We start from the raw sequence: 21,252 nt of genomic DNA on the forward strand, positions 1-21,252 counted from the left end.
GTAGGATTATTTAGTCAAAAGTATGACCACTATTGGGCTAAGCTTAAATACTATTTTATCCTATTTTTATATTTTTTCAACTAATACTATATTAACAAGAAAAAATATCTTTTAAAACACTTACCCAGTAAAGATTTCAATCGATTGATGCTAAAACATTGCACTAGTATTTTTTTTACATCAAAAGCATTACTTTCGTTTGTAAGAATAATTCAACGCTACCTATTTCAACTTTCCACACCATGAAAAGCGAGTTATTAAGAGAGATTACGCCGCTAACGCAGAGTGATTGTTTTACGATATTTAGTAGAGTGAAAAGCGGGTTTGACTTTCCATTACATTACCATGAAGAATATGAATTGAATTTTATACAGCATGCGAAGGGAGCGAAGCGTGTTGTGGGGGATCATATTGAAGAGATAGATGAATTGGAGTTGGTGTTGGTGGGACCGAATGTTCAGCATGCTTGGTTTACGCATCAATGCAAGAGTAAAGAAGTGAAAGAGATTACGATACAGTTTCACAAGGATTTGTTTGACGACCGATTTTTGCGTAGGAACCAATTGAGTTTTATACGTACCATGTTTGAGAAATCGCTGCGCGGGATTTTGTTTTCGAAGGAAACCATACAGCAATTAGCCCCGCGGATTATACTACTGAATCAAAAGCAGGGATTTGACTCGATCTTGGAATTGATGTCGATACTACACGACTTATCCATTTCCAGGAATATGCGCATCTTATCAGACGCCTCGTTCTCCAATGGCGAGCAGTTTACCTATAATAGCCGTAGAATAGAGAAAACACTCGAATACATGAACCAAAACTTCGACAAACCTATTGCATTGGGTGAATTGGCGAAAATAGCGAACATGAGTGATGTATCGTTTAGCCGTTTTTTCAAACAACGCACCGGTAATACGTTCATCGATAGTTTGAACGAAATACGGTTGGGGCATGCTACGCGTATGTTAATTGACACTACACAATCGGTGGCAGAAATAGCTTATAACTGTGGTTTTAATAATATTTCCAACTTCAACAGGATATTCAAAAAGAAGAAAAACTGTACACCCAAAGAATTCAGGGAAAGCTTTAGTGGAACGAGAATATTTATTTAGCCTGTTTGCCGTAAAGTAATCGTGGTAATACAGGAATTTTCTTCAATAAATATTGCACCACCCACGTGCCTGCTAATATGCCCATAAAAGTAATGGCGATACGCGTAGGCAGGTTTGGAATATCTTGAGCGAGATATATGAGTGAGAAGAAATAAAAATGCGTTGCATAGATTTCCAAGGAAATGGTACCGAAATAAACGAATACATTTTGTATACGTTCTACGATCGACAACTTAGCAAAGATGTAATACAATACGTAGATAGCAGTTGAAGCTACTAGGAAGCGGTAACCCAAAGTAGCCGCTGTAGTCATGACCTTCGGCAAAGCTAACTGAGTAATAAATATAGGCGCATTTAGGCGATCCCAATAAGCAAACAATACAACATACAGTATACCGCACAAGATAGCGGCGTAGGGTTTTGCTTGGGCACGTAACACATGGTGTTTCTTCGCCGCGTAACCGGTTAAAAAGAATAGCAAGTACCACACAATTAAATTCAACCCGAAATCTGCGGCCCCTGTTTTCAACACTGATTTACCTAGATAGATTATGGCAAAAATTCCCAGCATCGCCCACTCTTCATACTTCTTCGTTACGCGCATAGCGAGGAATAAAATTACGTTCAACCAAAACAAGACCCATAAAAACCATAGGCCATAATCTGGCTCCATGATCACACGTTTCAATTCAACTAAAAAACTAGCTTTCGTGTTGAAGTAGAAAAAATATGATACTATAAACCAAGCGAAAAAAGGAACGAGCAAAGTACCGAAACGCTTTTGTAGCTTTTTCCATGAACCATCGAACGTGCCGAAGCTAACATACCCACTTAGAAAAATAAAGAGTGGCATATGAAATGAATATATCATTCGAAACAAAATGGATTGATCGAAAGCACCCGGCATATTGTATTGGATGGCATGACCCAGGACGACGAGTAAAATGGCAAAGCCTTTGATGGCATCTATTGTAAGGTTCCGTTGCATCTGTGCGACTAATATAGCAGATTATGCATATACGAAAGGCAATTTCTTTTTGCAACAAAGTTGCATTTGTGTATTTTTGCAGGCTACCACTCTTAAAATAACATGCTTATGTACGACGTAATTATAGTTGGCGGCAGCTATGCCGGCTTATCGGCAGGACTTGCACTTGGAAGATCACTTCGCAACACGTTGATTATTGATAGCGGGAGGCCGTGTAACAGGCAAACGCCCCATTCGCACAACTTCATTACGCATGATGGCGACACCCCTGCTCAAATTGCCGCGGAAGCGAAGAAACAGGTATTGCAATACCCTACTGTGTCGTTTACCCAGGACCGGGTTGCTACAGTTGAAAAGCATGGTATGCATTTTAGTGTACATACAGACAATCAGCAGGTACATCAAACACGCTTGTTATTATTTGCCACCGGCATCCGCGATATTATGCCGGGTATACCTGGTTATGCCGAATGTTGGGGCATTACGGTATTGCATTGCCCTTATTGTCATGGTTACGAGGTGAAAGACAAACACGTGGGCATAATTGCCAACGGTGAGCTAGCAGTGGAATATGTGCCGTTTATTAGGCATTGGAACAAGGATATTACCCTATTTACGAATGGCACACCTACATTTGACGATGCGGCAAAGGAGAAGTTGCTTACACTTGGGATACATATTGAAACCCAGCCGATCGTGGCGCTTCAACATCAATTTGGAAGGTTGGAGAAAGTGGCTTTACAGGATGGGCGCCAAGTGGCGGTAGAAGCCATGTATGCACACCCTTTCTTTGAGCAGCATTCTGATATACCGGCGAAATTGGGTTGCGAGATGACGGAGCATGGGTATATCCAAGTAGACAGCTTTCAGGCTACTACGCAGCCAGGGATTTACGCGGCGGGCGATAATACTACGCGCATGCGCTCCGTAGCACAAGCTGTGGCACAAGGTGCTGTTGCTGGAGCGATGATGAACCGGGTATTGATTTTTAACTTGGAAGAATCTTAATCGAGGAGGTCGCTGACGTATTGTTGTTCAGCTTGCGGCGCGGGGTATGGTAACGACTTCAAATAATTCCAATCAATCTTTTTCCCCAGGTTGGCCATATAATTGGGTGGCAGCTTGGGGAAAATGTTCACACAGAGCAACATAATAGCTTCGTACATGAGCTCCATGGTTTTAGACTGGGGATCTTGCGCATTTTTAAGCAACCCTAGTGGCACCAGCATCATATAAGGCTTTTTAGGCTGGTTCTTTTTATTGGGTATAATAGGAGATAGAAAAATCTCCTTGGGACCACCTACTACATCTTCTACAAAATACAAGTCCAACACGATAGCTACCTCATGCGGTACTTGTAACTTTTTATCTTGCAATAAGTTAGTTTGAATAAACTCCTCGAAATACTTCCTTACTAGGTAAGAAATAGGAGGTCGTACTTCGTGGTTGGTTGCAAATTGATGAATGGTGAAAGTAGCAGGCACGCGTATTTTTTTTGCGCGAATATACTGTTTTAGGCATAAAAAAAGGGCATTGCCTTGTTCATACACAGCAATACCCTTCTTGGTAAATGTGAAATTACTTTTTCGTTGTGGTGTAGCGCGGCATTACCAATAGTTTTACTATGGAATGTGCAACCAACGATAATACAGCTACGAGGATGAGGATGGCCACCTTTTTAGTGGTAGAATCGAACAAATCAACTGTACTGGATTCGCCTTTTCCTGCGAAGAACCAGGTAATCGCAAAAGCGATGATGCCACAGATCCACAGGGTTGCGTGCGACCAGAAATACTTAGTTTTTTGCATGCCCCCTTTTCCGAACGAAGTAAAAAGAAGTACAACGTGGGCCACGAAAAAGGCCAGGGCTAAAATTGACAAGGAAGTGAGTACCATGGAATATAGATTTGTAGGTTGTATATTTACAATATACGTCTTTTTTTAAATTAAAAAATAGGGGCAAAATCCCAAGAAATATTAAATTATAGGTGTATTTCGATCAAAATAATATACGCAACAACACGTATTGACATACACTTATTTGACACATCAATTATATGCTAACCTTTTCCACACAAAACCTAACCATGCAAGCACTCTCCATGAACGACCTCGCTGTTGTACATGCCTTGCATTCTATACAGGAAGTTGATGAATTCAATACATTAGGTGTACCCCGCGATATAAAAGACACTACCAATGTTTTGCGTAAATGGATTACAGCTGCAGAAAATAAAGAAACACCTGAATACATTTTCACTATTAAACACCGCGCCACCCATCACTTTATTGGTCTTATTGCCTTTAAAATGAAAGCGCCTAAATTTCGTTCCGCGGAAGCTTGGTATAAATTGCATCCACACCACTGGGGTAAAGGACTAGCAACCGAAGCATTGCGCGGGCTTATAAAATTTGGGTTCGAACATCTACAATTACGCCGTGTTGAGGCGGGTTGTGCTGTTGAAAACACCGCTTCTTATAGGGTAATGGAAAAAGCAGGTATGCTGCGCGAAGGTATGAAAAGAAAATCGTTGCCCTTGAAAAACGGCTGGCACGATACTTATTTCTACGCTATATTAGATACCGACCATGTTTAGTTGTTGCGCATAATACGCTCTACGAGTCCAGGGCTTATTCTGTGCAAGACTTTCAGCAGTTTTGCTTTACCAATATGAATAACGGGGCGATCATTTTTCAAACCTTGTAACATTTCCTTCACCAAAGCTTCCGGTGATATCTTTTTTCCTTTGTTCTTGCGTGTCATACCGGTATCCACTAATGGCGGTACTACTTCAAATACTTGTACGTTGGTATGACTTAATTGGTATGTCAAACTTTTTGTAAAACTTTTCAGCCCTGCTTTGGTAGCACAATACACAGCAGCAGATCTCTTGGGTGCTATAGCTAAGGCAGAAGTGATATTGATGATAGCGGCTGTAGATTGCTGCATGAGCACGGGGAGCAAATAAGCCGTAAGCGTGATCGGTACTTCTAAATTAAGCATAAGTTCCCTTTCTATACGTGGAGCACAGGCGCTTGTGGTAGGTAATTCGTAATTATACTGAACGCCAGCATTATTAACTACCATGTTGCATTGTGGATATTCCGTGGTGACGGTATGTACGAGCGCATGTAGTTGCGTAGCATCACTAAGGTCGCAAGCGATGGGAATTAATGTAGGCTGTGCGAGGTGCTCGAGTAATTGGGTATTGCGGCCTACCGCTAACACAGTATTTCCTTGGGTTAGTAACGCTTCTGTGATGGCTAAGCCAATGCCTGCTGTGGCTCCGGTTACGAGCACGGTGTTTCCTGTAAGGTTCATAGTAACGTGTTTTCGAAGCAAAGGAACAACCTTGCTATCTCCTTTTCAATTACATATGTAAAGAAATTAGCGCTTTGCGCGTATACGGCTTAATTGGGTAGGTGAAATACCTAAGTAGGCAGCTACTTGGTATTGAGGAATTAGGTTTTCTAAACCTGGATATTCTTCTTGGAATACGCGGTATCGATCTTGTGCATCGAGTAGTACGAGTTCAATTTCTCTTTTTTCCTTTTGCATGAAAAAGGATTCAGCAAGCTTGCGAACGCCTCTTTCAATTTCTTGGTGCTGATCGAATAATTGTTCGATCTCGTAGTAGTTAGCGACCAATAACTCGCAGTTGGTGAGTGCTTGGATATTGATCTGGGAGGGTTGGCGGGTAAGTATGGCGGTGTAGGCGCCGATGAATTGGTGTTGGGTACTGAAAATTTTATTGTATTCTGTGCCGTCGCGGGATACAAAGTAGGCACGGGTAACCCCATTTAGCAGGAAGGCAATGTGTTGTTCGTATCGCCCTTCCCGGGCAAAAAAATCGCCCTTCTCTAGCTTTGCCGGCTGGAAAAGGGCCAATAAGTTAGTAGCTGCAGCCGGGGATAATGCGGATAAGCTATTGAAATAGTTGAGTAATTGGGTGGTCATTACCTTACAGCATTCGTAAAAAACACCACCAATATAGCTATAATTGCAGGCAATGCTTGCTTGATAAAAATCGATTTGGAGGCTGTTAACGCACCGTATACACCGGCTACAATTACGCAAGCTAAGAAGAACATGGCCACGTTTTTCGACCAAATAGGGTCGGAAATCAGCAACGACCAGCCCAATCCAGCTGCTAAGAAGCCATTATACAAGCCTTGATTGGCAGCAAGTGCTTTCGTTTTCTCAAATAAGTCTGCAGGAAAGGATCGAAACGTTTTCTTACCAATGGTCGTCCACGCAAACATTTCAATATATAAAATATACAAATGCTCGAGTGCCACGATGGCGATAAAGATCTTCGAAATAAGATTCATGAAACGGGTTTTAGGTATTCAATATTAAGTAAAAAACAAATCGTAACCCTGTTTAAAATGAAAAACAATGCGCTCGTATCCAAATGGAATTTTCATTAACATACATTATCATATAGAGAAGAGTTAAAATATTAACCTACTGTTAAACCCAAAGTTTACAAGCATTCCCACATATTTTTAGCATTACTAAACTCATATTAGGGGCGCCAAAGCGTCAAATTACATGTTTAAACAATTGAATTACAATTAATAAATGTGCTTGAAAATATTTTTTATACCATAAAATATATTAAATTAGAAGTACAGGATTGCAACTAAATAAGAGAATGTTTTTTGTTGACGCAGTAATTAATACCCTAAGCACCCTGTAAATGATTTCTTGTAAGACGAGCAGCGTTCCCGAGAAGAGCAATGTAAGCGCATGTAGACTGTAACGAGGAGTATCCTCTATAAACCAAAACTTATCGCATGATTATCACCTCAACCGCTTCGCGGTTTCAATGTTTCATACTTTAACATATTGGCAGCGTATTCCCCTATACAAAAGATTTTTATTGATGATTGCTAATTTGTTTATGCTTAGGACAGGCTGTTCCTTTTCCAGGGAACGGCCTTTTTAATGCCAGGACGGCATTAATTTGATGTTGCTAACTTGTTATGCTTAGTATAACAAGATTGACCGCTCCCCGGGAAAGAAATCAATATCTTTCAAACCCTGCAATTATTTACGTTACTAGTGGAATTAATGATGTTGAGTCAATTCAAACAAGTAAAAGCCCTAGCGGCCATTACAATTGAAATACGATTGGACAAAAAAGGAAAAAATTGGCATCCATGCTATAATATGGACGATTCACATACTGAATGTACGAAAAATAATATTCCATGTGCACCTTCCTGGCAGTTGCCAAAATTAGCAAAGGCTGAAAGTCATTATTACAAAGACTTCCAGCCAAAAAATATTTTGTTAATCCTTATTAACAATTGCCATTCACATCACAAGCATCTCCAGCTATAGCCGTAGAAAAATCGAGCGGTAAGCGACTAGCATTGTATTCGCTATATGATTGTTGTAACGCTTGTAAGAATAATTCTGAAGGTTGTGCACCGGAAACGCCGTACTTATCGTTCAACACAAAAAACGGCACCCCTCGCACACCTAATTGCACTGCTTGGGCTTCATCGCGGTGAACGTCGTCGGAGAAAACTTCTGTTGTTAGTACATGTACTACTTCTTCCCTATCCAATCCAATACTAGTGAACAGGTTGATGAGTGTATCGTGGTTACTTACATCTTTACCGTCGGTGAAATAGGCTTTGAACAATACTTCTTCTGCCGCATCGCCTAAGTGGTGACGTTTAGCCAATTGAATTAAACGGTGTGCATCGAAAGTGTTAGAGATAACTGTTTTATCAAAATTAAATTCAAGACCCACTTCCGCAGCCGAAGCCGTTACTTGGGCATGCATTTGCTTCGATTGCTCTACGCTCATCCCTTTCTTCTCGGCTAAATATTCATAAATACTTTTGCCGGGCATGCTAACCGTGTTTGCATCGAGTTGGAAGCTATGCCATACGACTTCGATGTTTTCTTTATGATCAAATTGTTCGAGGGCTTGTTCGAATTTACGTTTGCCAATATAGCAAAATGGGCAACGTACGTCCGACCATATATCTACTTTCATATTTGTATGTTTAGAAATTATTCGCTTTAATTAGTTGTAAACCTTTCGTCCAGCGTACTAATTCACGGAGGAGTGTTTCTGCTGACTTTTCGAGGTTTGTATTAGGAATAAACACTTCGTTTTCATTAATGAACTGGTCGAAGAACGGGATGTGAACAGCTTCCATTAGGGGTACCATGCGGAAAGTGCTGAGGTCACCTTTTAAGCCTACAAAAGCACGTGTACCAGCGGAAACGCCGCCATAACTTACGATACCCGCGGCTTTGTAGTTCCATTCTTGGCTTAAGTATTCTAAGGCATTGCGGAGTGGTGCTGGGTAATTATAATCGTATTCGGCTGTTACGAAGATGAACGCATCTGCTTCATCAATTTTTGCGCTCCATGCTTTTGTATGATCGTGTTCGTATTTCTTCAAAATGGGGTGTGTAGCCTCGTTCATCATCGGCAGATTCAATTCGCCAAGGTCGATCAATTCAACATTAAACTCGCCAGATTCTTTAGCTTTCTCTGTGATCCATTTTGCTACAATGGGACCTTTTCTACCCGGGCGAACGGTGGAAGTAATAATTTTTAGATTGAACATGTTAAGAAGGTTTTTAAAAACCCGGCAGGGAGGCTACTACCCTACCGGTACGATATAAAAATTGAAAAATTATGCTTGTTGTATAAGTTGTACGCTGGCGTGAATTTTAATATCCTCCCCGAGCGCTAATTCACCTTTTTCCATGAGCGCGTTGTACGTCATACCGAAATCTTTACGTTTAATAACACCATTTAATTCAAACCCTGCAATCGTTTTACCGGCACGATCCTGTACAGTGCCTCCATAGGTAACATCTAAACGAACGGGTATTGTAATACCGCGAATGGTAAGGTTACCAACCAATTCGTATTGATCATTGCTTTTCGGGGTGAAAGAGGTGGAATCGAACGTAACAGTTGGAAACGTACTGGCATCGAAGAAATCGGCGGTACGTAAGTGCTCGTCGCGTGTTTCGAAATTGGTATTGATGCTATTAACTTCCATCTCGAAATGGATAGACGCATCGCTGAAATTGGGCTCAGCAGCAGTCATGGCGCCTTTGTAATTCATAAAAGCTCCATTTACAACCACTACCGATTGTTTTACTTGAAATTGGATGGCGGAGTGTGTAGGATCAATAATCCATGTAGAAATTGCCATTGTATAATCTTTATAAGAAATATTAAATTAATAACATCCAAATTTATGCTAACACTGTTAGATACTGGGGCAAAAAAAATGTATATTCTATTCCAATGATTTAATAAACCCGCTAACAGCGTCTTGGAGAATCAACACCTTCATTGAATTGGGGCGATTGCTTTCGATCATTTGAATAGAAACGAGCCCGTGCAAGATGGACCAATATGTATGGAACTTCAGCATGGGGTCTACTTCCGATTGAGAACCGGCAGCCAGTGCATCTCTAACAGCTTCGATCATTTCGGCGGTGCAGGATTTCATTTCAGGTACATTCACTACCCTGTCGCAAGTAGGAATACCTAGTCCAAACATAAGCTGGTAGTATTCTTTTTGCGAGAACGCGAAATCCCAATACGCCAAAGCCATCGCCTCGAGCTGTTTGCTCGGTTTGCGATGTGCCTTCTTAGCGGCATGCAAATCCGCTTGTAACAAGGCAAACCCATCTTTCGTGAATTGTAATAAAATGGCGTCTTTATTCTCGAAATGTGTATACACCACCGGCACAGAATACTCGATTGCATCGGCAATCTTGCGGATGGATAGGGCTTGCCAGCCTTCTTCATTCACAATCTTCCACGCAGCCTGGAGGATACCTTCACGCATCTCTTTCTTCTGCCTATCTTTCCTTTGTGCTATGATACTCATATTACTACTGCAATTTTCGCTAACAGTGTTAGCAAAGATACGGCAATTACTGGAATTGCCAATTTTAGCACTGGAAATGACGAATTCCAAACAAAAAGCCGTGCATCATACCTACGGAAAGTATGATGCACGGTTGCAATGAAAGTTAGGAATTACACTATTTGCCCCAGAAAGCATCTTCCTGTTCCGCGTCGGCCGTAAATACTTGCACTTTTGTGATAAGCCCGTTTTCCACGGTATAGATATCAATATTGTCTACCGCTAGTTTTTCACCCGTTGGCAAAGTAGCCGTCCAGTGTAATACAGTGGCCACTTGCTGGCCATTGACGGAAATAGATTGAATTGTTTCGAGTTTCAGGGTATTGACGGTTACTTGGAACATACCGCCCACCATGGCAAATACTTCTTGGGCATTACGCTTTTCGCCAGAGAACTGGTTTTGGCCGGGTTGACTCCATGTTAATGCTGGGTGTAATAAAGCTCCTACCGTTTGCATATCTCCTGTTTGTACTGCTTGTAAGAATTTCTCTACGGTTTGTTGTGCGTTGTTCATATCGTATTTTTTTTCGTAATGAAAGAATGTTGTTATGTTATTTGTACGGTACAAAAGTAGCTGGAAGCAACAGGGTGATTATTACCATTACACGACAAAGATTTACCATTTTACGACAGCCGTATTTTGGAATGTATTGCAACGTAACTTTATAGCATGAACCCACATCAACAACAATTCCTCCTTCACTTCTTAGCATATGCTGCGCAGCGAAACGTAGACATAACTACCCTTTGCCAAGCTGCCCAGCTCAACATCAAACAACTAAGGAAGAAACAAGCACCTGCCTTAACACCACATCAATGGCACCGCTTATGGCAAGCTGCTATCGATGCTACAGGAGATGAATTGTTTGGTTTGCATTTCGGAGAATCCATGCAGCTAGTAGCCCTAGGCACCGTTGGAGAAATCATAAAAAGCAGCGATACTATAGGCGATGCTGTACAAACAGCCGCCAGCTTAGCATATCTCGTTACCGACCTATTCAGCATTACTATCGAGCGAAAGAAACATCAATTCAGCTTCCAGTTTATCCCGAAAGGGAATACCAATTCGCTCGCATTCCGGCAAATGATGGACTTATTTCTCGTGTTCACTGTGCACGAATTAGATGGCTTTGTATTACAGAAACTATCTCCCTTGCAAGTGCGCATTGGTTATACAATAGCCCAACCAAGCGAGTATGAACGGGTATTACGTTGTGCTCCTATTTATAAAAAAGATGTGTTCAGTTTAACTTTTCCCAGTACTTATTGGGAGGAACCTATAATAACGGCTAACCATGCTGCGCAGCAGCAATTGCTCGCTAATATTCATGCCTTACAGCAAAATGGGGATTCCATGCAAGCGAAGATTCATAATTACTTGGTAACAAACGCTTACTTAGGCATTGCGTCGTTAGAAGATATTGCAGCGAACTTAGGTATGAGTCCACGTACACTACAACGCAAACTAAAGGAAGAGGGCTTAAAATACCAGCAATTGACCGACGAAGTAAGAAAAGTGCTAGCATTGCAATACCTTGCGGGCAATAGCGCGTTGAAGGAGATTGCAGGCATATTAGGATACAATGAAATCAGCGCCTTTAACCGCGCATTTAAGAGGTGGACAGGTAATACTCCCAGCGAAATGCGTTTACAATTGCAAGCAAATTAACCATGCGAAAATCCAATAAAGTACCTTTACAAGCCTTGCTGGAGGGCGACTACCTTAGGGTGTACAGGATGCATAAGGAACTGAATGACTTATCGGCGATTCCTCATCGTCACGACCATTACGAGTTGATGATGATCACCGGTGGCAAGGGCGACCATGCCATTAACTTTAAACAATACCCGTTTAAGGTAAACCGGGTGTATTTTATTCATCCCGGGCAAGTACATACTATTAATGAATTTGAGCGAGATGGGATATTGATTCTCTTCGGTGAAACCATTATGCAACGCTTTCTTACTTTGCACAAATCGGAAGATCACTTCGGCTTACTTGATCCATTTACGGATACACCATTTGTTGATTTGGATGCCCCATCACGGGAACTATACCAATCTATACTACCTAATATCCAACAAGAGTTAAAAGCTAGGCAACCCGATGAAGCGATACTCTTTCATTATGTGTCACTTCTGCTGTTGGCCGCCAACCGTAGATTCACACAACAACATACAGATACTAAACATAGTACCAAAGAAAGAGAGATTAGCAGTCAATTGAAACGCCTTGTAGAAGCATATTACAAGCAAGAACACGGTGTAGCTTTTTATGTAAAGAAAATGAATCTTCCCATCAAGCAATTAAACAAATATTGCTCGCTTACTTCGGGGTTGAGTTTATATGCATTAATTCAAGAAAGGTGCTTAATTGAATCTAAAATACTATTACAGGTTTCTGCCTTATCGGCAAAAGAAATTAGTTACCAGCTCGGATTCAAAGACCCTGCATATTTTGGGCGCTTCTTTAAAAAACATACCGGGTTAACACCGGTTGGTTATCGAGCACAAGTGGCGCTAAAGTACCAGTCATAATAGCTATAGTACCAACTCTACTTTTACTTGCCCAGTAACTTTGCATATACAAATTACAATTGTTATGCAAGAGCAACGAAGGACGATACAAGCCATTGGCTTGGGTTTTATAGCGTCCTTATTTCTTTCCAGTACATTTATTATTAATAGTTTACTAGCGCACACTACAGGGCATTGGACTTGGACAGCGGCTTTGCGTAGTATTTTCCTTATACCTATTCTAGGTATTATATTGCTTTGTAGTAAGCAGCTAAAACCCATGTTGCAAGCTATACAACAAATGCCGGGCTTGTTCATTCAATGGGGCATACTTAGTTTTGGCGCCTTGTATACATTGCTGGCATTGGCATCTTTATTTGTGCCGGGATGGTTAGTAGCAGCCACCTTCCAAATAAATATCCTCGCTGGGATGTTATTAGCGCCATTTATTTACAACGATCATCGTTCCAAAATACCTCGCAGAGCCTTGTTATTATCAGTGTTAATTTTAGTGGGCGTATTAATTATGCAATTTGAGAAGTTGCAACATGTCGATCACATCGGCGGTGTTATACTCAGTTTCTTTTTGGTATTAGGAGGTGCTGTTGCTTGGCCTTTAGGTAATAGGAAGTTGATGGTAGAATTAGAGAAACGTGGTTTACAATTAAATGCCGTTCAACGGGTAATGGGGTTAACGATTGGATGCATGCCCTTACTATTATTCTTATGTTGTATTGGCTATGTACAAACTGGATGGCCGCCAATAGGGCAAAGTGAAGCTTCCTTTTACGCTGCGCTTTTTAGTGGCTGTTTAGGCGGTGTTGGATTTTATAAAGCTACTCATTTGGTGAAACACAACCCCGTTGCACTGTCTACCATAGAAGCCACGCAGGTTTTCGAAATATTCTTCACCTTAATTGGCGAGATGATATTGAACCATGCTGGGTTCCCCGGCATATATGGTACGGCAGGAATGTTAGTAATCCTCGTAGGTATTGGTATGCATTGTTACACCGCAGTGAAGCACAAACCGGCGATTAGCTTGCAATTGTCGTCGTAAATAATCGTACATTCCTTGTATAAAAAAAGCTGGTATATATATACAAGGAATATTGTATTGTTTAGCGGGCATTAATCATTCCTGGCATATCGACTTTTACCGGCCCATTATGCCCCCTTGGTTGCCCTACCACGATGCGTTGATCTATATTAGCGGCATAGCAGAAATCATGCTAGGGATAGGCTTAATGGTAAAACAAACAAGGGTACTAGCAGCTTGGGGGTTGATAGCCTTGTTAATAGCTATATTCCCTGCCAATATCCAGATGGCCATTAACTTTGTACGAGAGCATCACCCGCAAACATGGGTAGCTTTTGCACGGTTACCTTTGCAATTACTGTTGATTTACTGGGCTTATGTTTATACGAAACCAATAGAGCCTAGTCAACGTATATCTCGTTAAACAACTTCGTGTACAAGCATATTCTTTGGGTTCTTTGCGTGATAGGTTGGTGGCCTGTTAATGGGCAACACATCAATTGGCAGAACTTTGATAAATCGGCCTTCCAACAGGCGATGCAACAAAATAAACCGCTGTTATTGGATTTGGGCGCCAGTTGGTGCCATTGGTGCCATGTAATGGATGATTCCACTTACGAAAACCCAACCATCGTTCAATACATTAACGATTACTATATTCCCACCCGCGCCAACCAAGATAAAAGGCCCGACTTATACGCCAAGTACAAAGATTATGGCTGGCCCGCTACCATCATCTTCTCACCCGAAGGCAACGAAGTTTACAAAGAAGCAGGCTATATTTCTCCCGAAACATTTCTTCCCATTCTTCAAACACAACTCCATTCCTCCCCTATAACGAATACAATAAATAACTCACCTATTAACTACCAGGCATGGACACCTGCAGTGAAAAAATACATACTCGATAATTTTTATTACTACCTCGACACTACACTAGGCGCATACGACATGAGCCAGAAATATATAGAGTACGATGGAATCGACTACGCGATGTATGCCGCACCTACCAATAAAATTTTAGCACGTTGGCTGCAAACAAGCATTACCCAATCATTCAACTTGAATGATACTGCTTGGGGCGGCGTGTACCAGTATTCTACTAACCGCGATTGGCAACACCCGCATTACGAGAAGCTACTGGGTATACAAGCCCGCTATTTAAAAATGTATGCACGGTATTATGCGTTGAAGAAAGATGCTAGTACACTCGCGCGTCTTAACCAAATAAATAGCTATCTACAAACATTCTTAGCCTCTCCTAACGGCCTTTACTACAATTCGCAAGATGCCGACCTAATCGCTGGTCAACACGCAGCGGCCTTCTTCACCTCTTCTTCCGCTGAGCGCCTACACCAAGGCATTCCAAGAATAGATAGTGCTTGTTATGCAAAGGAGAATGCCCAATTAGCAGAAGCCTTCTTGTATAGCTGGGCTGCAACAGGCGACACTTCCTATCTCCAAAAGGCAAAAAAGATACTAACCACCCTCACCACAGTATACAATGCACCCAATGGCGGCGTTTACCACGATCTTCAACATACAAACCTCCCGCTAGCCCTCGGCGATCAATTATACTTTGCAAACGCGCTCTTATTGTACTACCAAGCAAGTGGCGATACCGGGGCCTTACATAAAAGTGTAGCTTTAGCCCAATGGATGCAAACGCATTTATTGGCACCACCCGGCGGCTTGGAAAGCTATGAACGTGCCAATGCCGTTTTACCTCCCGGGATCGTGATGGCAGAAAATATTGATGCTTGCCGCTTTTTTAACCGGTTGAGTTACAATAGTGACAAATCCTTCAAATCCACTGCGCAGCAAATCTTTCGCTACCTTACACAACCTAGCCTGCTCAAACACATCATTGCCGAACCCGGCCTGCTATTAGCACAGGTAGAATTAAGCAGTGCGCCTACACTGGTAAAAACTAACCGATTGGTATTCATACAATGGCACGATTACGCCATGGAGCAATAAACAACCTAATTGGTTGCTCATTTCATTGGGAATGAAATAATTGACATGCCTAATTGTTACAATTTTAACTATTTTTATCGTGTACCCAGTTTTTTTGGATAACAAGCTTTTATAATTAAGATTATATTTATACCTTAAACCTACCTGTGAGTGATAGAACACACGAGGGTACAACATTAATAAAACGACTACACCGCATGTAGTTAAGATTGTCAACCAAATGAGTAGTAGCGACGCAGCGTTAATCCGTGGAATCCGGGCGAATGATCGACAAGCATTCACTGAAGTGTATGAGCGTTACTTCCAAGCATTAGTAATGACGGCTCACCGTTATGTGAAAAACCCGGGCATCGCGAAAGAACTTGTACAAGAAGTTTTTATCAAGCTTTGGGAACAACCATCATTACTCGAGGAAGACGGTGCCTTGAAAGCATACCTTTTTAAAGCTGTCATCAATCAATCGCTCAACTTCCTGAAACGCGAGAAGAATATCGCGCGGCATCACCTTGTTATTGCCGAAAGCTCCAGCGAAGGCTACTTGGAGAATCTGCAAGAAGAACAAGAACTGAAAGTGCTCATCTATAAAGAAATCGAAAAGCTGCCTACTCAATGTCAACGCGTATTTAAAATGAGCCGGTTCGATGGCCTTAAATACCGGGAAATTGCCGAAACACTATCCATTTCTGAGAAAACTGTTGAACACCACATCATTCACGCACTAAAAGTATTGCGCATCAACCTGTTTGTCTCCAACGACCAATCCCGCGATTACACCACGCAATTACGCCTACTTCAACTCTTCATGGTTTTAGCGGCCGATCTGCACGATCGACTCTAAGCTTATCCAATCTGCCCTATTGCCGTTTGTAGCCCATAACTGCTTGTATTTTCACATTACATTCTAACATCATATAAATATTTTTTAAAAAAATCTTACTTCCCACTAGGGGGGTACCCTGTATTTAATTGTATACATATTAAAGTCGCTAGAAAAAATGGACGAGAACACAATTAATTGGCAATTATTGGTGCAGCACTTCAACGATCCTTCGGACGATGATTTGCAGCAACAAGTATCAGCATGGCTTTCGGCCAATCCATCGCACCAAAACATGTACGAAGAACTGAAACGTGTGTGGGAACTTTCGGCAGACGCCAAAGTATTACAGCATTTCAATGTGCAAGAAGAGTCGGCCGCCTTATCGGCCCTATTGCCCGACAAACCTGTGTATGAATTACCGGCCGATCCCATATCTCGTTACCGCTGGTACAAGATTGCAGCGGCTGTATTACTCGCTTCTATCGGTGGGTATTGGTTCTACAGGGACGCGAACAAGATCAACTTCCTTACGAAAACAACGGCACAGCAAATTGATTCTGTCATCCTATACGATGGTTCAAGAATCATCTTACACAAAAACAGTAGCATTCGCTATGCCAGCAATATGGTGAAAGCCGACGCACGTGCTATTTACTTAGAAAAAGGGACTGCTTTCTTCGATGTACAACCGAACGACCAACAAGCCTTCGAAGTGCACGTAAACCATTCGAAAATTACGGTACTGGGCACTGCTTTCAATGTAAACGTGGAAGGTGAAGCGATTAATGTAGATGTGAAATCGGGTAAAATTAAGTTCGAACCGCGCAGCGAAAACGGCGTGGTATTGCATGGTGGTCAAAGTATCGATTACACGCCCCAAAGAGGCATCACAACACGCAATAGCACCAATGAAAATGCCGACGCATGGGCCACGAAAGAGCTGGTGTTTGTAGATGCATCGCTCGCAGAAGTATGTAAACAATTAGAAGATGTATACCAAGTAACTATTAGCATGAAAGGACATGTGCCGCTGAAAAAACTCAATGCCACGTTTAGAAATAACCCGCTAAGCGATGTATTTGAAGTATTAGAAGCAGCCTACCCTATAGAAATTGAACAATCGGGCCAACAGATCATTATCACGAGCAAATAAGCCTAGGTAATTCTTAACACACCCTGCCATCAACCAAATTTCGTCGAACAATCGTGTATCTAACCTATAACCAAAATTTAAGATGTTAGAAATTCTCATCAAGAAAAAACGACCCAAATCAAAGGTCATTTTGGCCTTATTAACGCTCGTTTGCGTGGAAGGAACCGCCGCCAACCTTTCGCATGAACAGATTCGCGACGAGCGTTTAGAAGTTATCCTGCGCAAGATGGAACAGAAGTTTAACGTAGTATTCGTGTACGATGCTGCCGTTATTAACCGCGAGATGAATGTAGAAGTAAAACTTGACAATGTTTCGATCGACCAAGCGCTGAAGCAATTGGCTGCGAAAGGCATCCAAGCGAAGAAAGTAGGCGATAAAATTGTATTAACCAAGCAAGCTCCTGTTGCAGCTGTTGAACAACAAGTGAAAACAATCACTGTAAAAGGGCATGCAAGGGTAAAAGCTGAAAACGGCGAGATTAGTACCCTGCCTGGGATTACGATTCTTGAAAAAGGCAATCCCAAAAACGGTACAGCTACAAATGCTGCCGGCGAATTTAGCATTACCGTGAAAGAAGATGCCACCTTGGTATTTTCCATGGTAGGTTACAAACCCCAAGAAGTAAAAGTTGCCGGTGCCTCTTCTTCCTTGAACATTACGCTAGAAGAAAACGTAACCACCCTCAGCCAAGTAGTTGTTACAGGTTACCAAACGATCGACCGCAAACTCTTCACGGGTTCTGCCGCGCTCTTGAAAGGCAGCGATGCGAAGCGCGATGGTGTTCCCGATGTAAGTAGAATGTTGGAAGGCCGTGTTGCCGGTGTATCGGTACAAAACGTATCAGGTACTTTCGGTGCCGCTCCTAAAATTCGTGTACGTGGCGCTACCTCTATTACCGGTGATAACAAACCACTTTGGGTAGTAGATGGTGTGATCTTAGAAGATGTGGTGAACGTATCGAATGAACAATTATCTACCGGTGATCCTACCACGTTAATCGGTTCTTCCGTAGCCGGTTTGAACGCCGATGATATCGACAATTTCCAAATCTTGAAAGATGCCGCTGCAACGGCTATGTACGGCGCCCGCGCTATGAACGGGGTCATTGTAATTACTACGAAGAAAGGTCGTTTAGGTAAACCTGTTGTGTCTTACACCGGTAACTACTCTACTTACCTGAAACCCACATATAACGATTTCAACATTATGAACTCGGCCGACCAAATGAGCTTATACCTCGAATTGGAACGCAAAGGCTGGTTAAACTACGCGGATGTTGCCCGTAGAGCAAACGGTGGTGTGTTTACCAAAATGAGCGATATGATTACTGCCGGCCCAGATGTTCTTTTAAATACACCCGAAGCCAAATCGGCCTACTTGCAACGTTATGCGCGTGCGAATACCGATTGGTTCGACGTATTGTTCAACAATTCTTTCATGCAAGAACACTCCCTGAGCGTTTCATCTGGTTCTGATAAATCACAGTTGTATTTCTCTTCCAGCTTCTTGAATGATAATGGTTGGACGATTGGTGATAAAGTAAAAAGATACACCGGTAATGCCCGTGCGAACTTTAATTTAACAGATAAATTAGCCATCGGCTTAATTGCCCAAGGTTCTGTGCGTGAACAACGTGCACCAGGTACTATTGGCCGTGTAAGTAACCCAGTAGAAGGTAAATACGATCGTGATTTCGATATCAACCCATTCAGCTATGCGTTGAATACCAGTCGTACCATGACGCCGTACGATGAAAACGGTGACTTGGAATACTTCAGAAGAAACTACACAAAGTTCAACATCATCAACGAATTACAGAATAACACCTTGGATTTGTCGATGTTGGATTTCAAGTTACAAGGTGATTTGAGTTATAAAATCACGCCACACTTAAAATACAGCTTCTTAGGTTCGTTCCGCTATGCGAAAACAAACCGTGAACACAAAGTGCGCGAAAACTCGAACATGGCCATGGCCTACCGTGCAGCCGATGATGCAACCATCCGTGCGAATAATAAATTCTTATACCGCAACCCCGATGATCCAGAAGCTGAGCCAATTGTAGTATTACCTTATGGTGGTTTCTACAATACAACCGACGATTACTTGGTAAGCTACAACATGCGTAACACCTTAGAGTGGACACGTACTTATAACAACACGCACACTTTCTTACTCTACGGTTCGCAAGAGGTGCGCCTAGCTGATCGCCAGAATAAATTCAATTATGGCTATGGCTACCAATTCGATAAAGGTGGTGTACCCTATGTTGATCCTAACATTATTAAACAAGCCATTGAAGGCAACTTTGACTTCTATGGTATGAGTATGAACTACGATCGTTTCATTGCTTGGATGGCAAACGGTGCATATTCTTACAAAGGTAAATATGCTTTGAATGCTACGGCACGTTATGATGGTTCTAACTTGATGGGTAAATCGCGAAATGCTCGTTGGTTGCCTACTTGGAATATCTCCGGTTCTTGGAACATTGATACGGAAGATTTCATGAAACAACAACAAACGATCAACCGCTTAACCTTGCGTGCTACGTATGGTTTAACGGCGAGTGTGGGTAGAGCTACCAACTCTAGTTTAGTCTTGAAAAGCGGTCGTGCTAACAGGCCTTACTTACCAGAAGTTGAATCGATCATTCGATTGGCTAACTTAGAAAACAGCGAGTTAACATGGGAAAAGCAATACGAAACCAACGTTGGTTTTGATGCAGGTTTCTTCAACGAACGCCTTACGTTAACGGTTGATGGTTACTTAAGAAATGGTTTCGATTTGATTAGCCCGATGCGTACTTCCGGTTTAGGTGGCGAGTTTGTGAAAAATGCAAACTATGCAGATATGGAATCACGTGGTATCGAGGTTACACTCGGTTCTTCCGTTATTAAACGCAAAGATTTCAGCTATAGAACCCAAGTAACCTTCGCTTACAACAACCAAAAAATTACCAAGTTAAAAAGCAACCCAAGCGTGTGGGAATTAGTAGTACCAGATGGAGGTCCTAATGAAGGCTACCCTTACCGTGGTTTATTCGGTGTAGAAGTTGCTCATTTGGATAAGTCGACCGGTATTCCTGTATTCATCAACGAAAAGGGAGAAGAAAGTATTAACGTAAACTTACAAAGCCAAGAAACCAAGTACCTCAAATACCTCGGTCCTGTTGATCCAACCATCACCGGCGGTTTCTACAACTCTGTGAACTATAAAAACTTGACTTTATCTGCCTTGGTAACTTTCAGTGCCGGTAACAAAATTCGTTTGAACCCTGCATTTGATCAACGCTATACCGATTTGAACGCTGCACCACGCGAGTTCCTCGATCGTTGGGAAAACTTGTTGGATGAAAAAGTAACAGGTATTCCATCTGTAGTAGATGTTCGCCACTTTAGCGGCTTAGGTGGTTATTCGCCTTATAGCATTTACAACTACTCTGATGCACGTATTGCCGACGGCGGATTTGTTCGCTTGAAACAAGTATCGCTTACCTACATGTTGCCACCGAAATACTTGAGCAAAATCAAAGCCAATAACTTGTCGATCAGTTTGCTCGCTAACAACCCATGGTTGATTTATGCCGATAAAAACTTGAAAGGACAAGATCCAGAATTCTTTGCATCAGGTGGTGTGGCATTGCCGATACCGAAGCAATACACCGTTTCATTAAAACTTGCGTTCTAATCAAACAATCAGATGAA

The 21,252-nt window shown here is 41.9% G+C and carries 22 protein-coding genes; 11 read left to right on the top strand and 11 right to left on the bottom strand.

What is annotated here, in order from left to right:
- Positions 1 to 242 precede the first annotated feature (242 nt).
- On the top strand, positions 243 to 1,121 hold the full coding sequence (locus tag LX64_RS05930) for a helix-turn-helix domain-containing protein (RefSeq protein ID WP_111596694.1): 879 nt from the start codon (positions 243 to 245) through the stop codon (positions 1,119 to 1,121).
- Here LX64_RS05930 and LX64_RS05935 read toward each other — a convergent pair.
- The gene (locus LX64_RS05935) at positions 1,114 to 2,109 is read right to left on the bottom strand and encodes an acyltransferase family protein (RefSeq protein WP_111596695.1); all 996 of its coding nucleotides are present in this window, start codon (positions 2,107 to 2,109) and stop codon (positions 1,114 to 1,116) included. The genes LX64_RS05930 and LX64_RS05935 overlap by 8 nt on opposite strands.
- A 108-nt stretch (positions 2,110 to 2,217) precedes the next feature.
- On the opposite strand from LX64_RS05935, the gene LX64_RS05940 reads away from it, so the two are divergent.
- Complete coding sequence (locus tag LX64_RS05940; RefSeq protein ID WP_245952563.1) at positions 2,218 to 3,117, top strand: NAD(P)/FAD-dependent oxidoreductase; 900 nt, start codon at positions 2,218 to 2,220, stop codon at positions 3,115 to 3,117.
- Here the strand turns inward: LX64_RS05940 and LX64_RS05945 are convergent.
- Both LX64_RS05945 and LX64_RS05950 read right to left on the bottom strand, forming a co-directional pair.
- On the bottom strand, positions 3,114 to 3,593 hold the full coding sequence (locus LX64_RS05945) for a hypothetical protein (RefSeq protein ID WP_148707207.1): 480 nt from the start codon (positions 3,591 to 3,593) through the stop codon (positions 3,114 to 3,116). The genes LX64_RS05940 and LX64_RS05945 overlap by 4 nt on opposite strands.
- Before the next feature lie 94 nt (positions 3,594 to 3,687).
- Positions 3,688 to 3,918: a hypothetical protein gene (locus tag LX64_RS05950; RefSeq protein WP_148707208.1), complete on the bottom strand. Its 231-nt coding sequence runs from the start codon at positions 3,916 to 3,918 to the stop codon at positions 3,688 to 3,690.
- Positions 3,919 to 4,196: 278 nt separating this feature from the next.
- Between LX64_RS05950 and LX64_RS05955 the strand changes: the two genes are divergently transcribed.
- The gene (locus LX64_RS05955) at positions 4,197 to 4,706 is read left to right on the top strand and encodes a GNAT family N-acetyltransferase (RefSeq protein ID WP_111596699.1); all 510 of its coding nucleotides are present in this window, start codon (positions 4,197 to 4,199) and stop codon (positions 4,704 to 4,706) included.
- Here the strand turns inward: LX64_RS05955 and LX64_RS05960 are convergent.
- The 8 genes from LX64_RS05960 to LX64_RS05995 all read right to left on the bottom strand — a co-directional run bounded on the left by LX64_RS05960 (position 4,703) and on the right by LX64_RS05995 (position 10,549).
- Positions 4,703 to 5,431, bottom strand: coding sequence for an SDR family oxidoreductase (locus LX64_RS05960; RefSeq protein WP_111596700.1), 729 nt, complete (start codon positions 5,429 to 5,431; stop codon positions 4,703 to 4,705). The genes LX64_RS05955 and LX64_RS05960 overlap by 4 nt on opposite strands.
- Positions 5,432 to 5,497: 66 nt before the next feature.
- Positions 5,498 to 6,067, bottom strand: coding sequence for a Crp/Fnr family transcriptional regulator (locus tag LX64_RS05965; RefSeq protein WP_111596701.1), 570 nt, complete (start codon positions 6,065 to 6,067; stop codon positions 5,498 to 5,500).
- Positions 6,067 to 6,441, bottom strand: a complete 375-nt coding sequence (locus LX64_RS05970; protein WP_111596702.1) for a DUF1304 domain-containing protein — start codon at positions 6,439 to 6,441, stop codon at positions 6,067 to 6,069. Before LX64_RS05970 ends, LX64_RS05965 begins: the two co-directional genes overlap by 1 nt.
- A 977-nt stretch (positions 6,442 to 7,418) precedes the next feature.
- A complete protein-coding gene (locus LX64_RS05975) occupies positions 7,419 to 8,126 on the bottom strand; it encodes a DsbA family oxidoreductase (protein ID WP_111596703.1) in 708 nt (235 codons plus the stop codon).
- A gap of 10 nt (positions 8,127 to 8,136) precedes the next feature.
- Entirely contained in the window at positions 8,137 to 8,709 is a 573-nt protein-coding gene (locus tag LX64_RS05980) for an NADPH-dependent FMN reductase (protein ID WP_111596704.1), read from the bottom strand.
- 69 nt (positions 8,710 to 8,778) lie between these two features.
- Complete coding sequence (locus LX64_RS05985) at positions 8,779 to 9,309, bottom strand: YceI family protein (protein WP_111596705.1); 531 nt, start codon at positions 9,307 to 9,309, stop codon at positions 8,779 to 8,781.
- 87 nt (positions 9,310 to 9,396) lie between these two features.
- Complete coding sequence (locus LX64_RS05990; RefSeq protein WP_111596706.1) at positions 9,397 to 9,996, bottom strand: TetR/AcrR family transcriptional regulator; 600 nt, start codon at positions 9,994 to 9,996, stop codon at positions 9,397 to 9,399.
- 157 nt (positions 9,997 to 10,153) lie between these two features.
- Complete coding sequence (locus tag LX64_RS05995; protein ID WP_111596707.1) at positions 10,154 to 10,549, bottom strand: nuclear transport factor 2 family protein; 396 nt, start codon at positions 10,547 to 10,549, stop codon at positions 10,154 to 10,156.
- A 156-nt stretch (positions 10,550 to 10,705) separates the two neighbouring features.
- Between LX64_RS05995 and LX64_RS06000 the strand changes: the two genes are divergently transcribed.
- The 8 genes from LX64_RS06000 to LX64_RS06035 all read left to right on the top strand — a co-directional run bounded on the left by LX64_RS06000 (position 10,706) and on the right by LX64_RS06035 (position 21,235).
- Positions 10,706 to 11,704 (top strand): AraC family transcriptional regulator, encoded by a 999-nt coding sequence (locus tag LX64_RS06000; RefSeq protein WP_111596708.1) that lies wholly within the window; start codon positions 10,706 to 10,708, stop codon positions 11,702 to 11,704.
- 2 nt (positions 11,705 to 11,706) lie between these two features.
- Complete coding sequence (locus tag LX64_RS06005) at positions 11,707 to 12,573, top strand: helix-turn-helix domain-containing protein (RefSeq protein WP_111596709.1); 867 nt, start codon at positions 11,707 to 11,709, stop codon at positions 12,571 to 12,573.
- Positions 12,574 to 12,637: 64 nt separating this feature from the next.
- Positions 12,638 to 13,612, top strand: a complete 975-nt coding sequence (locus LX64_RS06010) for a DMT family transporter (protein WP_111596710.1) — start codon at positions 12,638 to 12,640, stop codon at positions 13,610 to 13,612.
- A 109-nt stretch (positions 13,613 to 13,721) separates the two neighbouring features.
- Positions 13,722 to 14,015, top strand: coding sequence for a DoxX family protein (locus tag LX64_RS06015; protein ID WP_211324743.1), 294 nt, complete (start codon positions 13,722 to 13,724; stop codon positions 14,013 to 14,015).
- 8 nt (positions 14,016 to 14,023) lie between these two features.
- The gene (locus LX64_RS06020; RefSeq protein ID WP_158538543.1) at positions 14,024 to 15,571 is read left to right on the top strand and encodes a DUF255 domain-containing protein; all 1,548 of its coding nucleotides are present in this window, start codon (positions 14,024 to 14,026) and stop codon (positions 15,569 to 15,571) included.
- A 220-nt stretch (positions 15,572 to 15,791) separates the two neighbouring features.
- Positions 15,792 to 16,409, top strand: coding sequence for an RNA polymerase sigma-70 factor (locus LX64_RS06025; RefSeq protein ID WP_111596713.1), 618 nt, complete (start codon positions 15,792 to 15,794; stop codon positions 16,407 to 16,409).
- A gap of 157 nt (positions 16,410 to 16,566) precedes the next feature.
- Positions 16,567 to 17,544, top strand: coding sequence for a FecR family protein (locus LX64_RS06030; RefSeq protein WP_111596714.1), 978 nt, complete (start codon positions 16,567 to 16,569; stop codon positions 17,542 to 17,544).
- Positions 17,545 to 17,626: 82 nt separating this feature from the next.
- Positions 17,627 to 21,235 carry a SusC/RagA family TonB-linked outer membrane protein gene (locus LX64_RS06035; protein WP_111596715.1) on the top strand — a complete coding sequence of 1,203 codons (3,609 nt, stop codon included), beginning with the start codon at positions 17,627 to 17,629 and terminating at the stop codon, positions 21,233 to 21,235.
- Positions 21,236 to 21,252 lie beyond the last annotated feature (17 nt).

This window comes from Chitinophaga skermanii (assembly GCF_003259335.1).
Lineage (GTDB): Bacteria > Bacteroidota > Bacteroidia > Chitinophagales > Chitinophagaceae > Chitinophaga > Chitinophaga skermanii.

Excerpts from the sequence above, each read along its gene's own strand:
- LX64_RS05930 (WP_111596694.1), top strand. The coding sequence starts at position 243 with ATGAAAAGCGAGTTATTAAGAGAGATTACGCCGCTAACGCAGAGTGAT.
- LX64_RS05935 (WP_111596695.1), bottom strand. The coding sequence starts at position 2,109 with ATGCAACGGAACCTTACAATAGATGCCATCAAAGGCTTTGCCATTTTA.
- LX64_RS05940 (WP_245952563.1), top strand. The coding sequence starts at position 2,218 with ATGTACGACGTAATTATAGTTGGCGGCAGCTATGCCGGCTTATCGGCA.
- LX64_RS05950 (WP_148707208.1), bottom strand. The coding sequence starts at position 3,918 with ATGCAAAAAACTAAGTATTTCTGGTCGCACGCAACCCTGTGGATCTGT.
- LX64_RS05955 (WP_111596699.1), top strand. The coding sequence starts at position 4,197 with ATGCAAGCACTCTCCATGAACGACCTCGCTGTTGTACATGCCTTGCAT.
- LX64_RS05960 (WP_111596700.1), bottom strand. The coding sequence starts at position 5,431 with ATGAACCTTACAGGAAACACCGTGCTCGTAACCGGAGCCACAGCAGGC.
- LX64_RS05965 (WP_111596701.1), bottom strand. The coding sequence starts at position 6,067 with ATGACCACCCAATTACTCAACTATTTCAATAGCTTATCCGCATTATCC.
- LX64_RS05970 (WP_111596702.1), bottom strand. The coding sequence starts at position 6,441 with ATGAATCTTATTTCGAAGATCTTTATCGCCATCGTGGCACTCGAGCAT.
- LX64_RS05975 (WP_111596703.1), bottom strand. The coding sequence starts at position 8,126 with ATGAAAGTAGATATATGGTCGGACGTACGTTGCCCATTTTGCTATATT.
- LX64_RS05980 (WP_111596704.1), bottom strand. The coding sequence starts at position 8,709 with ATGTTCAATCTAAAAATTATTACTTCCACCGTTCGCCCGGGTAGAAAA.
- LX64_RS05985 (WP_111596705.1), bottom strand. The coding sequence starts at position 9,309 with ATGGCAATTTCTACATGGATTATTGATCCTACACACTCCGCCATCCAA.
- LX64_RS05990 (WP_111596706.1), bottom strand. The coding sequence starts at position 9,996 with ATGAGTATCATAGCACAAAGGAAAGATAGGCAGAAGAAAGAGATGCGT.
- LX64_RS05995 (WP_111596707.1), bottom strand. The coding sequence starts at position 10,549 with ATGAACAACGCACAACAAACCGTAGAGAAATTCTTACAAGCAGTACAA.
- LX64_RS06000 (WP_111596708.1), top strand. The coding sequence starts at position 10,706 with ATGAACCCACATCAACAACAATTCCTCCTTCACTTCTTAGCATATGCT.
- LX64_RS06005 (WP_111596709.1), top strand. The coding sequence starts at position 11,707 with ATGCGAAAATCCAATAAAGTACCTTTACAAGCCTTGCTGGAGGGCGAC.
- LX64_RS06010 (WP_111596710.1), top strand. The coding sequence starts at position 12,638 with ATGCAAGAGCAACGAAGGACGATACAAGCCATTGGCTTGGGTTTTATA.
- LX64_RS06015 (WP_211324743.1), top strand. The coding sequence starts at position 13,722 with ATGCCCCCTTGGTTGCCCTACCACGATGCGTTGATCTATATTAGCGGC.
- LX64_RS06025 (WP_111596713.1), top strand. The coding sequence starts at position 15,792 with ATGAGTAGTAGCGACGCAGCGTTAATCCGTGGAATCCGGGCGAATGAT.
- LX64_RS06030 (WP_111596714.1), top strand. The coding sequence starts at position 16,567 with ATGGACGAGAACACAATTAATTGGCAATTATTGGTGCAGCACTTCAAC.
- LX64_RS06035 (WP_111596715.1), top strand. The coding sequence starts at position 17,627 with ATGTTAGAAATTCTCATCAAGAAAAAACGACCCAAATCAAAGGTCATT.